Origin of the sequence: Natronosalvus caseinilyticus (assembly GCF_017357105.1) — an archaeon.
GTDB lineage: Archaea > Halobacteriota > Halobacteria > Halobacteriales > Natrialbaceae > Natronosalvus > Natronosalvus caseinilyticus.
The window spans coordinates 2,598,049-2,612,001 of sequence record NZ_CP071596.1; the positions used below are offsets into that span (position 1 = coordinate 2,598,049).

Annotated in this window: 12 protein-coding genes; 7 read left to right on the top strand and 5 right to left on the bottom strand. The window is 62.7% G+C overall.

Going from position 1 to position 13,953, the window contains the following annotated elements; translation table 11 throughout:
* Positions 1-108 precede the first annotated feature (108 nt).
* Both J1N60_RS12480 and J1N60_RS12485 read right to left on the bottom strand, forming a co-directional pair.
* On the bottom strand, positions 109-549 hold the full coding sequence (locus tag J1N60_RS12480) for a DUF7970 domain-containing protein (RefSeq protein WP_312907848.1): 441 nt from the start codon (positions 547-549) through the stop codon (positions 109-111).
* Complete coding sequence (locus J1N60_RS12485) at positions 546-1,415, bottom strand: ParA family protein (RefSeq protein ID WP_312907850.1); 870 nt, start codon at positions 1,413-1,415, stop codon at positions 546-548. Before J1N60_RS12485 ends, J1N60_RS12480 begins: the two co-directional genes overlap by 4 nt.
* A 1,091-nt stretch (positions 1,416-2,506) precedes the next feature.
* Between J1N60_RS12485 and J1N60_RS12490 the strand changes: the two genes are divergently transcribed.
* The 6 genes from J1N60_RS12490 to J1N60_RS12515 all read left to right on the top strand — a co-directional run bounded on the left by J1N60_RS12490 (position 2,507) and on the right by J1N60_RS12515 (position 9,183).
* Positions 2,507-3,400, top strand: coding sequence for a Gfo/Idh/MocA family protein (locus J1N60_RS12490; protein ID WP_312907852.1), 894 nt, complete (start codon positions 2,507-2,509; stop codon positions 3,398-3,400).
* Between the two features lie 418 nt (positions 3,401-3,818).
* A complete protein-coding gene (locus tag J1N60_RS12495; RefSeq protein ID WP_312907854.1) occupies positions 3,819-4,862 on the top strand; it encodes a zinc-dependent alcohol dehydrogenase in 1,044 nt (347 codons plus the stop codon).
* Positions 4,863-5,068: 206 nt separating this feature from the next.
* Complete coding sequence (locus J1N60_RS12500; RefSeq protein WP_312907856.1) at positions 5,069-5,851, top strand: IclR family transcriptional regulator; 783 nt, start codon at positions 5,069-5,071, stop codon at positions 5,849-5,851.
* Positions 5,852-5,981: 130 nt separating this feature from the next.
* Positions 5,982-6,200: a DUF8074 family membrane protein gene (locus tag J1N60_RS12505; RefSeq protein ID WP_312907858.1), complete on the top strand. Its 219-nt coding sequence runs from the start codon at positions 5,982-5,984 to the stop codon at positions 6,198-6,200.
* A 533-nt stretch (positions 6,201-6,733) separates the two neighbouring features.
* Positions 6,734-8,206 (top strand): arylsulfatase, encoded by a 1,473-nt coding sequence (locus J1N60_RS12510; RefSeq protein WP_312907860.1) that lies wholly within the window; start codon positions 6,734-6,736, stop codon positions 8,204-8,206.
* 725 nt (positions 8,207-8,931) lie between these two features.
* Positions 8,932-9,183: a hypothetical protein gene (locus J1N60_RS12515; protein ID WP_312907862.1), complete on the top strand. Its 252-nt coding sequence runs from the start codon at positions 8,932-8,934 to the stop codon at positions 9,181-9,183.
* A 121-nt stretch (positions 9,184-9,304) separates the two neighbouring features.
* Here J1N60_RS12515 and xacF read toward each other — a convergent pair whose 3' ends face one another.
* Together xacF and J1N60_RS12525 are read right to left on the bottom strand one after the other, a co-directional pair.
* Positions 9,305-10,756, bottom strand: a complete 1,452-nt coding sequence (gene xacF / locus J1N60_RS12520; protein ID WP_312907864.1) for a 2,5-dioxovalerate dehydrogenase — start codon at positions 10,754-10,756, stop codon at positions 9,305-9,307.
* Between the two features lie 113 nt (positions 10,757-10,869).
* On the bottom strand, positions 10,870-11,916 hold the full coding sequence (locus J1N60_RS12525; RefSeq protein ID WP_312907866.1) for an NAD-dependent epimerase/dehydratase family protein: 1,047 nt from the start codon (positions 11,914-11,916) through the stop codon (positions 10,870-10,872).
* 168 nt (positions 11,917-12,084) lie between these two features.
* Between J1N60_RS12525 and J1N60_RS12530 the strand changes: the two genes are divergently transcribed.
* Positions 12,085-12,543 carry a universal stress protein gene (locus J1N60_RS12530; RefSeq protein ID WP_312907868.1) on the top strand — a complete coding sequence of 153 codons (459 nt, stop codon included), beginning with the start codon at positions 12,085-12,087 and terminating at the stop codon, positions 12,541-12,543.
* A gap of 76 nt (positions 12,544-12,619) precedes the next feature.
* Here J1N60_RS12530 and J1N60_RS12535 read toward each other — a convergent pair whose 3' ends face one another.
* Complete coding sequence (locus J1N60_RS12535; RefSeq protein WP_312907870.1) at positions 12,620-13,717, bottom strand: M14 family zinc carboxypeptidase; 1,098 nt, start codon at positions 13,715-13,717, stop codon at positions 12,620-12,622.
* Positions 13,718-13,953 lie beyond the last annotated feature (236 nt).

Genomic DNA, 13,953 nt, shown 5'->3' on the forward strand with positions numbered 1-13,953 from the left:
CAGGACCTCACGTTCTCTGAACCCTGGCTCGATGCGAACAGTTTCCTGGGACGAACGCTGTCTCGAGCCGCTAAGACGACTAGCGAATCGAACGAGACTCGGCGAAATTCAGTCTCGGCGGCGCTCGAGGATGAGTTCGACCAGTCGCTCCGGTTCTTCCACCGCGAGAGAGATAACGGCGTCGTGAATCTCGCGTTTCGCTTCGTCCCGAACGCCCTCCCGTCGCAATTCGGGAACTACGGAGATTCCGACCGCGTCCTCGAATTCTTCCCACGTGCGCTCACGGACGTACAGTGGTCGTTGCTGGACTTCCGCGTATTCGAACGACGGTCCCGAGAGGTCCGCATCCGTCTCGGCGTTTGTATTCTCATCCGCGCCCGTGCTCGTCTCCTCCTGTTTCGACGCATCCGACTGCACTCGATCGGTCGCCGGCGGGTCGGACGAGGGTTGCGAAACGGCTTCGGTCGTCGGTTCGGACTGTTCGTCCGCCGCATCCGTCTCCTCGGCCTCGAGCCCGCCGAGGTCGTCGAACGGGTTCTCGCCGCTCACCGTTCGACACCCCCGTTCGCAACGATCGACGCGAGCTCCTCGAAGTTCTCGACCTGACTATTCTCCGGGTCGTAATCGAGAAGCGGCTGGTGGGCCTTGAGCGACTTCGAGAGTGCTGCGCTGTATCGGACGCCTGGTTTGGGCGGTTTCATCTCGCCGTCGTCAATTGCGTCGAACTCCGCCGACGTAATCCGGGCAAAGTTCGGGATCTTCCCCTGGGTTGCCTCGGCAGTGTTCAGGTTCTCGAGGAGTTCGCGATCCTCGGTCCGCTGGTCGATCCGTTCGCGGAGCTTGTTCGGAACCAGCGCCAGAACCTCGATGTCGATGTACTCCCGCGCCGGTTTGATGAGCCGATCCATCGTTCGTTTGTACCCGCCGATCGAACTCGAGCCGGGCTCGAGCGGGATGATGACGTTTTGCGTGGCGACCAGCGCGTTGTTGTTGAGCATACCCGGATACGCGGGGCAGTCGAACACGATGTAGTCGTAGCGCTCGCCGAGAAGCGGATCGACGATCTTGGTTTTGACCCGGGCCGACCCCTGGAGGGCCCCAGCCAGATCCTTTTCGACATCCTCGAGCGTGTTCGACGACGGGAGGAGGTCGAATCCGAACGGCGTCTCGACGATGAGGTCGCCGGCGGTCGCGTCTCCCTGATCGAGGATCACGTCGCCGAGCGTGAGGTCGTCGCGATAGGCGTCTCCGAATCCGAGGCCGTTGGTCGCGTGACCGTTCGGATCCAGATCGGCGAACAGGACTCGCCCGCGTTCGGTCAGTTGGCGCGCGAGATTCATCGAGATCGTCGATTTCCCGACGCCGCCTTTCAGGATGACGACGCTCACTGCGCGAGTCGGTTCTGCGTCACTCATGCGCTCCCCTCCGTGCCTCGAATTGGATAGTGGAATAGTCACCTATTGTGCCTATTCTTCGTTTCTGAACTATCACGTTTGTCGGTTGCATCCTCTCACGTGGTCGGCTTAAAACTACCGTAGGGACCTTCCCGAGGTTGAGTAGGTACAATAGGCTGAATGGGTGCAATAGATCAGATAGTCAGTATGGCCTGGACAGGTGCAATGGGCTGAGAAGGAATAATAGTTGGAATAGGTAGTTTGGGCCAGCCAGGCTGAATAGTCAGGGTGGGCACCTACGGGGGGTTACCTGAGGTAGCTGGCTCAGGTAGCTTGTCAAAGGAAGGGTGGCCAGGTCACTAAGATGGCTCAGGGTGGGCAGATTAGTAAGGTAACATAGGCACCTTCGCTGCGTATAGTGCTTCAGGAACTGTTGGGACCCCAGGTCGGGTAGTACCCCAACTTGGTGTGTTGCGGTCCGAGGAGGGGAGCTCGGCATCGTTCGAGTCCACGGCCCCGACAGTAATGTGGACGTCACTCGAGTGATGCGGAATCCTGGAAGGGTTGCGTGCGCATCTCGCACAGTGGAACGCACATAGTGGGTGGCGATACAGGTGGTCCCCATTGGTCGCCACGTTCCCCCGGACTTGAAACGACATCTCCCGATATCGTATCGAACGGTAAGTTACAGAGATTCTGGTGAACGTACGTCTACGCCGAAGCAGGCTGAACCATGGGAAAGCGGGCCGTTCGTGATAGCGTCCGAGTGATAGTTGGCCTCGAGACAGCGTTTCGACTCTCCAATGAGCCAGTCTTCGAAGATCAACAACTTCGGACGCCCGGAGATCGCCAGATCGACGCCCGGTCGGTCCCAGCGAAGGAGAGGTAAACGTCGTTGTTCTCGCCAACAGTCTGGTTTCGAATTGCCCGATGACGCTTGCGCTCGAGAACGCTTCGCTCGCACTCCCCCGTGAGCAGACGCAATTCGACTGAGTTAGTATATAAATCACGGCTTGATAAACTACATTGAGCTATACAAATACTCTCTGCTCACTCGACACCGTGTCCCTCTTCGTGAGCAATTTAAGCCGACGAACCGTCAGTGTCCGGTAATGGTCGAAATCGGCATCGTCGGGTTAGATACGAGCCACGCCGAGTCGTACGCGATGGCGATACGAAATCACCCCGAAACCTCGATCGCCGGCGTCTGGGACGGGGGAGCCGTTCGCGATCGAGCGTACGCTCGAGCCTACAGTGAACGAAACGGAGCGACGTTGTACGACGAACCGCTCGAGATGGCCGACGACGTCGACGCGGTCATGATTCTGACCGTGGACTGGACCACGCACCGCGACCTCGCCGTCCCCTTTCTACGGGACGCCGTTCCGACGGCCATCGACAAGCCGATCGCTGGATCGCTCGAGGACGTTCGAGCGATCAAGTCGGCCGCCGACGACACGACTCTGTTCGGCGGCTCCGCGGTACCGTATCACCCTTCCCTTCGCTCGGTTCGGGTTGCCGGCAACGGTCGACTGTTCTACGGCGCTGGATACGGTGATCCGTTCTACTACGGCTGTCACGTCGTCGACGCGATCCGTGTTCTCGTCGGCCATCGGTGGGCAAGTGTCAGCCCTGCTGATAGCCCGGGCCGATCGGTCGACGTCATCTTCGTCGATGGCTCGCACGCGACCGTTCGTCTCGACGGGGCGAGCGACCGTGAAACGTTCACGTTCGTCGGCGTCGGCGACGAGACGGTGGTCCGAGAGGTCGGAACCAGCGACGGCGACCTCGAGGCGATGTATCGGGGCTATCTGAACGCGTTCCTCGAGGCCGTAGCTGGGACGCGTGACGCGACTGACGAACGGATGCTCGACGCTGCGACCCTCTTGCTCGGGGCGAACGCCGCACTCGAAACGGGTCGAACGATCACGCCGACGTCCGACTCGTTAGCGGCCTACGACGTAGACGGGCGGGCGTTCCTCGAGGATTACCAGCCTTACTACTGACGCTACGCGCGAGTCTCGAGATCCGAAGCCGGCACAGACCGTGAGCGCGTCCGTTCTCTCGTCCTCGCTCGGTTCAGCCCGGTCAGCCTGCGGTTGGGCTGGCTTTCTGTGAACAACGCACGGCTCGAAATGGTTCACGAGGCGAACCACCACGCCGAAAGGGAGTAGGAGCATCGGTAGTATTATCGACGTCGAGCGTCACCACCAGATTGAGCGGGACTATGGAAGTAATTCACACGAGCAGCGCTTCAGGAGTGATCGGTTCGATCACCAGGACTGCCGGCAGTAGCCGGCTTTCCGGTGGCAAACGTCGATCGGATGACTCGCTTCGGCCGTCGTTCGAAACGGCCGTTTCGGACGTCGTTCACGCGGCGACAATGGACGCGAGCGAACACGGTAATGAGGTGAAGTCGACGACATGAACGTCGATCGAACGGAGGGACAACAGGCGGTCGTCACCGACGGAACCGGTGACGTATGGGCCGAAGAACGCGACGTTCCCGAACCAGCACCCGGCGAGGCGCTGGTTCGCGTCAGTGCGATCGGAATTTGTGGCAGCGACGTCGGCCTCATCGAGGGAGAGGGGCCGCCGTGGACCGATTACCCGGTCGTGCTCGGCCACGAGGTCGCCGGAGAGGTCGTCGAACTCGGCGAGGGCGTCGACCACCTCGAGGTCGGACAACGAGTCGCGCTCCACGGGTTCGTTTACTGTGGAACCTGCGAGGCGTGTCGGGACGGTCGGTACTACCAGTGTACGGACCTGCAGGAGATCGGGTTCACGGTCGACGGCGGCTATCGAAAGTACGCCGCCTGGCCGGCGTACACGTTGACGCCGCTCCCGGACGACGTCTCCGACGTCGAGGCGAGCCAGATCGACTCGGCGGGATGTACGCTCCACGCCCTCCAGCGCGTTCAGACGTCGTTCACCGATTCCGCCGCCGTCCTCGGACCGGGGTCGCTCGGTCTCTACGGCGTGCAACTCCTGCGAGCACAGGGCGTGAAGGACGTCGTCCTGACGGGCACGCGCGAGGCACGACTCGAGGCTGGGAAACGCCTCGGAGCGACGCGCACGGTCAACGTCTACGAGGAGGACCCCGTCGAGGCGATCATGGAGCATACGGACGGGAAGGGCGTCGACGTCTGCGTCGAGGCCGCCGGGGCTGGCGACGTCCTCGACACGTGCGTCCAGAGCGCGGCCAAGCAGGGGAAGATCGTCCTGACTGGCGTCTTCGGCCAGCGAAAGGAACTCGACCCGGACCAGATCGTCGCGAAGGAACTGACCGTCGTCGGTGGCGTGACCGCCTCCCACGCGGTCGACGAGGTGATCGAACTGTTCCGGCGCGACGACCTGACGATCGACGGCGTCGTCACACACGAGTTCCCACTCGAGGAGTTCGAGACGGCGCTCGAGACCGTTCGTGAACGGCGCGATGGCGTCGTCAAGGCGGTTCTCCGGCCGTAGTGAGGCGGTTCCGGTTCCAGTTTCCGATTTCCAGTATTTCGAATTCGATTGTCGGTTGTCGGTTTTCGGTTTTCGGTTTTCGACTCACTCGTCGTCGAAGCGAAGCGTACGGTCTTGAATCTCGAGCCTCGAGTTTCGAGTCTCGAGTAACCGTCTGGTTTACCAGGACTGAACAGTTAAGGGAATCAGGAACGTATCGCGAGAACATGCCCCAGCGTCGGGAGGACTCGAACGAGAAAAAACGAATCCAGGCGGTGCAGACGACCCTGGACATCGTCGAGGTTCTCCGCGAGAACGGCGGCGCGGGAGTCACGGAAATCGCCAGGGAGCTCGACGTTACGAAGGGGACCGTCCACAATCACCTCGCGACGCTCGAGGCGAACGACTACGTGATCAAGGATGCCGAAGAAACGTACCACCTCGGTCTCTGCTTTCTCGACGTCGCCCACCGGGCCAAATCGCGGGTTTCGACGCTCGATGTCGCGCGAACGGAGGTCGATAAACTGGCAGAACGAAGCGGCGAGACGGCGCTGTTCACCGTCGAAGAACACGGCGTCGGCGTCTGCCTCCACGTCGCGTACGGCGAACGGGCGGTACAGACGCCGCTGCACGTCGGCTACCGGAGCGAACTCCACCACACGGCCGTCGGCAAAGCGATCCTCGCTCACCTTCCCGAAGGACGCGTCGAGGCAATCGTCGAGGAACGAGGACTGTCCGAGCAGACGGACCGAACGATCACCGATACCGACGATCTCTTCGAGACACTCGAGGCGGTGAGAGAACGCGGCATCGCGTACAACGAAGGGGAAACGATACAGGGGCTCGTCGGCGTCGGTGCGCCGGTCACGGACCAGTCGGGGACGGTGCTGGGCGCGTTGAGCGTCATCGGACCGGCCAGCCGAATGGGCGAAGGTCGGCTTCGTGGCGACCTCTCGGAATTGATCAGGCGGAGCGTCAACGTCATCGAGATCAATCTGACGTCGCTGTGATCGCCTTCGCCCCTCGAGGGCAATCACACCGGGAGGACCCGAGAGATTCTCGACCGGTCGGGGCTCTCCGTCAGAGCGTGCAGGCTCGACGAACCCCCTCATTTTTACGGGCTTCCGGACTAGGTAGCCCATGAAGCTCACGATAGCTGACGGAGCCATGTTCATGTACAACCTCGGCGTCCTGATCAGCGGCGGATTCGTGGTGATGACGTACGACGTCGAGGGACCACCGTTCTTCGGAATCATGTTCGTGTTCGCCCTGATCTGGACGATCTACTTCCGGTTCTACGTCCAGCACCGTTTGACGAGGGTGAACGAAGACGAAGACACGAACCCGAGCGAGGCCTAACAGTCTGCTACCGCGTTCAACTATAGCAGGCGTTGAACGTCGTTGCACCCCAGTCGCGACTGGAGGGCCGGAACGGCTGGTTCCGACCGACTGCCTGCAACAGGTGGCTAAATCGTCTCGACGACTACTATACTGGGTCAGTTCCGTTCCGGACAGTTCGGAAGCTCCGTCCTCGAGTAGTCTCGTGAGCACCTACTGGTGGTCGCCACTCGAGCGGCGACTCGAATGAAGAGGAGATAACCGCTTTTGAAGTCGAGCGAACCGCACCACCGATAATAGACCCTCGCACGCGAGTCGACCCATGGTCCGAACCGCTCGGTCGAGAATCGAGTCGACACACCGAACGACGCCGTCAGGACGACCGTGGGCCGGCGTCAGAGACGGTCGGTCCGGTTCCAGCCGTTCTCCGTCGAGAATTCTCGAGATGCGTACGTCGCAGTGGCGTACGCACGAGTCGGAAACGCCCCAAATGTCCGTCGGAAAGGTCTGAAGGGGGACGTAAACTTATGGTGCCCCCGTCAGTGACGTGCAGTATGTCGGAGCGCCCGAACATCCTGTGTATCGTTACCGATCAGCAGCGAGGCGACTGTATCGGTGCGGATCCGCACGCGCCGACCGATGCCGACGGCCGATCGCTCCTCCACACACCGAACATCGACAGTTTCGTCCGGAAGGGGGCGATGTTTACCCGGGCGTATACGCCCGCTCCATCGTGCATCCCCGCACGCCGATCACTGCTTACCGGGCAGACGCCGTACACCAACGGTGCGCCCGGATGGGTAACGACGCCGTGGGAGTTCGAACACACGCTCCCCCAGGAGCTTCGCGACGCGGGCTACCAGACCAAGCTCGCCGGCAAGATCCACTCGCTCCCGATTCGCAATCACGTCGGCTTCGAGAGCATGGACCAGCACGAGGCGCTTCACGCCCACCCCGACGACGACTACGCTCGCTGGCTCGAACAAGAGACCGACGGTCAGTGCGACGAGCTTGCCCACGGACTCGGGCGAAACTCCTGGGATTCGCGGCCGTGGCACCTCGAGGAGTACCAGCACCCGACGAACTGGACGACCAGGCGAGCGATCGAATTCCTCGATCAGCGGGATGACTCCCGCCCGTTCTTCCTCAACCTGTCTTACGTCCGCCCGCACACGCCGTTCGATCCGCCGCAGGTGTACTGGGACATGTACGTCGACCGCGATACCCCGGAGCCGTACATGGGCGACTGGGTCGACGACGAACACGGCGAGAAGATACCCGACTATCCGGGGATCAGCGCCTGGGTCGCCGACCTTCCGCCGATGGTCGTCCACCGGGCGCGGGCGGCCTACTACGGTCTCATTACCCACATCGATCATCAGATCAAACGCGTCCTCGAAAAACTCCGTCTGATTGGCGAACGCGACAACACGTTCGTCGTGTTCTGCTCCGATCACGGCGAGATGCTCGGCGATCACCACATGTGGCGAAAGACCTACGCTTACGAGGGCTCGGCTCGCGTCCCACTCCTGCTGCGGTTCCCCGACTCGATGGGGCTCCCACAGGAGCGGCTCATCGACCGGCCCGTCGGACTCGAGGACGTGATGCCGACGCTCCTATCGGTCGCCGACGTCGACGTTCCGGACGCCGTCGAGGGACGAAACCTGCTCGACCTCGTTCGCGACCCCGACCGCGAGGACTGGCGCGAGTGGTACCACGGCGAGCACGCCGCCGGGAGCTACGATCCGGAGAACGGCACCCAGTACTTGGTCGACGGTCGGTTCAAGTACGTCTGGAACCCCGTAACCGACAGCGAACTGCTCTTCGACCTCGCACACGATCCGGGCGAGGAGCGCGACCTCTCGAGCGAGGCCGAACACGCGAGCGATCTCGAGCGCGCCCGAATCGCGATGATCGACCAGCTTGCGGGTAGACCGGAAGGGTTCGTCGAGGACGGGGAACTCGTCCCGACGGATGCCGGGCCAGACGATATCGGAAATCCGGACGACTGCAGTTCGGACAGCTGATTGTCGACTCACGCCTCGAGTCCACCATCGAGAGGCCGTCGACGAGTAACTCGAGGACGGGCCGCGACTCGTTTCGACGCGACCGGTACCACGACGTTCGGTCAGTGGGTCGAACGCACAAGAGAGCACTCTCGACAGAGATGGGGCCGTGCAACAGTACTTTTTACCCCACCTCGACATCTTCGGAGTATGGTACGCACGGCGATACAGCTGTACACGCTGCGAGGCCTCGAGGAGCCGATCCGGGAGACGCTCTCGCGCGTGGCTGACACCACCTTCGAGGGCGTCGAACTCTACGACGCTCACTTCGACTCCTTCGCGGACGAATCGGCCCTCGAACGAACGGTGGACGCACTCGTCGAGACGGACCTCGCTGTCGCCGGTGTACACGTCGACGTCGACCGGATCGAAGACGAGTTCGACGACGTCGTGAGCGCGTGCGAGTCGGTCGACGTTTCCAGGGTCGTCGTTCCGTCGTACGACGCACGTGCCTTCCAGTCGGTCGAAGGGATCGAAGCGGCCGCCGGTCGCCTCGCCGACGTCGCCGTCGAACTCGACGTACACGACCTCGACCTGCTCTATCACAACCACACGTTCGAGTTCGACGTCGTCGACGGGAGGGTCGCTTTCGAGCGGTTCGCCGATTGCGCCGACGGGCGCTTCGGATTCGAACCGGACGTCGGCCTCGCGGCTCACGCCGGCTACGATCCCCTCGAGTTGCTGGAGTGTACGGCGGGAAGGCACCGCTCGTTCACCTCACGGACACGGTACCGGGGGACGAGTCCCTGCTCCACGTCGACGTCGGGGACGGTGTCGTCAACGTCGACGCCTGCGCGTCAGCAGCGGCGTCGGTGGGCACCGAGTGGCTCATCTGCGAGAACGGCCTCACCGAGAAGCCCCTCGCGTCGCTCGCACGTGGAAGCGCCACGTTCGCGGACAGATGTGCTCGAGCAGAGACCGTGGACGACGGCTGCTGACCGGAGCGTCCCACTGGATTGCGTGTACCTCCTCGCTGAGACGGCTCACACTCTCTCGAGACTCGTCCAAAACGAAGACGACGGGATCAGTCAATCGAGACGTGTGATCGGGTTTCAGCCCTCAATAGCCCACGTACACCGTCTTGCTGATGGTGAAGAAGTCGAGACCGGCGTCGCCCTGCTCGCGATAGGTTTCGCTCGAGGACGCTTTCATGCCGCCGAAGGGGACGTGGAGTTCCAGCCCCGTCGTCTGCTGATTCACCTTGACGACGCCCGCCTCGACGTCGTCGACGAACGCGTTCGACTCGCGGAGATCGTTCGTGACGATGCTGGCCGACAGGCCGTACTCGACGTCGTTGGCGATCTCGACGGCCTCGTCGTACGTCGCCGCCGGGATAACGCCGAGAACGGGGCCGAAAATCTCCTCCTGGGCGATCCGCATCTCGGGTGCGACGTCGGAGAACACCGTTGGCTCGACGTAGTAGCCGTTCGCGTGGTCGCCCTCGGTGAGGCGCTCCCCGCCCGTCTCGAGGGTCGCGCCCTCTCTCGTCCCGACGTCGACGTACTCGAGGGTGCTCTCGAGTTCGCTCTCGCTCACGTGCGGTCCGACGTCCGCTCCGTCGAGACCGTCGCCGACCGTTAGCGATTCCGCCCGGTCGACGAGGGCTTCCACGAACTCGTCGTAGAGCGACTCGTGAACGATCGCCCGCGAGGTCGCGGTGCAGGCCTGGCCGGTTACCCCGAACGCACCGCCGGCGGCGATGTCGGCGGCCTCCTCGACGTCGGCGCTGGCGGTGACGACGACCGGGTTCTTGCCACCCATCTCGAGCTGGACGCGCTTCTGGTCCTCGGTCGCCTGCTGATGCACCGTGTCGCCGACCTTCGCGCTGCCGGTGAACGAGACGGCGTCGACGTCCTCGTGGGTCGCGAACGTCGAGCCGACCGCGCTCCCGGGACCGGTGACGTAATTGACGACGCCGTCCGGCAGTCCGGCGTCCTCGAGGCACTCGACGAGGATCCTCGCGACGTTGGGAGCGAGCGAGGCGGGTTTGAAGACGACGGCGTTGCCGGCGGCCAGCGCCGGTGCGAGTTTCCAGGCCGGGATCGCGATCGGGTAGTTCCACGGCGTGATCAACGCCGCGACGCCCAGCGGTTCGTCGACTGAGTACAGACGGGTGTCCTGACTGCTCGAGGACTTCACCGTGCCCCCGATATCGGCGGCCTTCTCGCCGTAGTAGGCGAAGATGTCGATCGCTCGCTGGACCTCGCCCGCCGCCTCGGGCTCAGTCTTTCCTTCTTCCCTGACGAGCGCCGTCGTCGCCTCGTCCTTGCGATCTGCGAGCCGTTTCGACGTCTCTCGGAGGATGCGCCCGCGCCCGGGGCCCGGCGTAGCGGCCCACTCGTCTTTGGCCGCATTGGCCGCGTCAATCGCTCGTTCGGCGTCTTCGGCGTCTGATCGTTGAAAGACGCCGATCGTGTCGTTCACGTCGGCCGGATTCGTGTTTTCGAACGTTTCGCTGGTAGACGCTTCGGTCCACGTCCCGTCGACGAAGTTCAGATAGGTGTCGGCCATCCACTCGTCAGTACCGACGCGAACGACTACACGTTTTCGGTGCTCGAGAGTATTGCGAGGGGTTGGACTGTTTCACTCGAGACAGCGGTTCCGGATCGGATCCGGTCTACGGATCAGAACTCGCCGTCCCGGACGTGGAACTTCGTGGGTTTGCCGAGGGTGGGACCGTCCTGTTCGACCCACGAGGCAACGAGTTCGACGACGTCGTCGACCGGCATCTTCGGAACCGCGAACTGCTTCTGGCATCGACTCGCGTCGTTGAGTAACGCCGTCTCCTTCTCCTCGCCCTGGAACGTCACGTCGCAGCCGAATTCGTCGGCGAACTGTTCGGCGAGGTCGCGCACCGAGAGGACGTTCGGCCCGGTGACGTTCAGAATGTCGGCCGGTGAATCCGCCAGGTCCAGGGAGCGGAAGCAGACGGAGTTGGCGTCACCCTGCCAGATCACGTTGACGTGGCCCATCTCGAGCGGAACCGGGTCTTCGGCGTACACTCGCTTCGCGAGGTCGAGTAACACGCCGTAGCGCAACTCGACGGCGTAATTGAGCCGGAGGAGACACGTGGGCGTCCCGTTCTCCTTCGAGAAGTGCTGGAAGACGCGTTCGCGTCCCAGACACGACTGGGCGTACTCGCCCACCGGCCCCGTCTCGTCCGTCTCGACCGAGCCGCCGGAGTCGACCGGTACCGGCGGGTAGACGTTGCCCGTCGAGAGCGCGGTGATCCGCGAATCCGCGAACCGGCTCGCGACGCGGCCGGGGAGGTAGGCGTTGATCGCCCAGGTTTTGGGCTCCTGGCCGGTCGTACCGAACTTCATGCCCACCAGGTAGATGACGTTCTCGCAGTTCGGCAGCGACTCGAGCGCGCCCTCCTCGAGGAGGTCCGCCCGGATCGTCTCGGCGCCCCACGACTGGAGTCTCTCCTCGACAGCGGAATCGGAGTACCGCGAGACGGCGTACACGGTCGAATCGGATCCCGCCTCGCCGATTGCTCTGAGCATTCGCCTGATGAGCGTCGGCCCCATCTTCCCGCCCGCACCGAGAACCATGATATCGCCCTCGAGTTGTTCCGCGAATTCGACGTCCTCGGGGTAGGGTTCAGAGAGGAGATCCTCTAGCTGTGCTTCGGTCGTTATCGTCGATGAAATCGAATTTCCGTCACTCATAACTCTGTGTGTCAGTGGGTCTCGCTTCGTCCAGAGAGACCGCGAGTTCGACCATAAACTTACCGACCACCACTAACAGGGAGGCAATAACGTCTCGAGTGGGATCGAGGGCCGAACATGTTTCGTCCCCGCCACAAGTGATTAGTACGTAATGGGCAATGTGACCGCATGGAACGACCACTCGTGGTGACGGACTCGAGCGACGCAGTCGTCGAGGTCATCCGTGAAGCCGGCGAACTCGCGGCAGCAACCGACGCGCCGTTGCTCGTCCTGACCGTCGTGACCGAATCGGAGTACGAGAAGGACGTCGACGTACTCGGCACGATCGACCGAGTCGAACGGTCGGGTTTCGAACCGGATCCCGAAGAATACGCAGAGAAAGTTGCCCAGACGGCGATCAATGACCTCCTCTCCGACCTTGCTCTCGAGGCGGAAGCGGTCGGGAAGTACGTAGAAGACGATAACGACCAGGCCGACGCGATTCTCGACGTCGCGGCGGCGAACGACTGCGATTACGTCTTCCTCCTGGGACGCAAACGAAGCCCGACCGGTAAGGCGCTGTTCGGGGACACGGCCCAGTCGGTCATCCTCAACTTCGACGGCTACGTCGTCACGATGGCGGAGTGACGCAAGCGAGACTCGCCGTTCCTTCAGTCGAATTGGAGCGCTCCGCTTCGAGGCGCTCGATACTGACTGTTCACATCTACGATCCGGCTGGCTCGGCCGGTTCGACCGCGTGCCGAAAGACCGCCTCGTAGAACGCGAGTTGCACGTCCAGGATGCCCTCGTGGCTGATCTGAAACACGTCGTCGCCGGAGAGGCCGTGGGGACACTCGTGGAGTACGCCGGTCGTGCCGCTGACGTGGTACGCCGCGCTCACGAGATTGAAGTTCGGCCCCGGCCGCCCGGATTCGCCGGTGACGTCGTGGAGGTACAGCCGGGGAACGTCGAGGTCCGCGAGGAGCGTATTGTACGTCCGGTGAATCGATCGCGAGTCCGCCTGTTTGTGCAGGGGGACGAACTGCGGCCGGTGTAGCGTCGGCGGGTAACCGTGACTGTGGAGCGACACCGTCACGTCCGGCGCCTCCCGTCGAACGACGTCGAGAATCGCTGGCGCTTCGACCCCCATCGGATCGAAGGGTTCGTCGTGCATCGGGTTGACCCCGTCGTCGTTGAAGTAACACCCGAGGAAGCCGACGTCGTCGCCCGTCATCGGGTGTTGCTGTTTCGCGTCGGGCCACCCGATGAGGCGGTCGTCGGCCCAGGTTCCCTGTCCCCAGAACTCGAGGTCGGCCAGCGTGAGTCCCTGTAGCGAGTCCGGTTCGAATCGAGCGAGTCCGTCGGGGTTCCCACACGGGAGGATCACGACCCGGCATTCGTCGGCGAGGTCGCGGAGGGTCGGCTGTGCTCGTCCCCGAATATCCTGACCTGTCTCGAGGATCGACAGCAGGTTACAGAGTCCGGTCAGTCCCTCGACCTCGTGGCCGTGGACGGGACCGACGAAGCAGACGGCCGGCTTCTCGCGCCGTTCTCTGTCGGCGTAGTTCGTCGGATCCCGGGAGGCGACCGCCGAGTTGAAATTCGCCCGCGACTCGAGTTCCTCGAACGCCCCATAGGTAACCAATCGAATCGGTCGGCCACCGGCCGAGTCGGGGAGTTCTTCGATCGACCCGCGCTCGAGTGATCGCAACCGATCCTCGAGCGCCTCGAGGCTTCCGACCCAGAACTCGGGGACGGGGTCGTTGGGGAGTCGGTCGACGGCCTCCTCGTACGTCATCGTGTCGACGCTGACCTTCGTCATCGGTCTGGTTCGATGGATCGATTCGGCTTAACTCTTCGGCTCATCTGAACGTCGGTGACGTAGGGCTACCAGTAGCCGTCGTTTCCAGAAGCGGACACGTCAGCGGTGATGGCGAGTAGCGCGGGGACCGACTACCACTCGAGGCGAGAGTCGAGAGTCGATGGCTGAGAGGCGAGAGGGGAGAAACGGAAGACGAGAGACGAGAGACGAGTAGGAGGATTTATTCATCGGGCCTC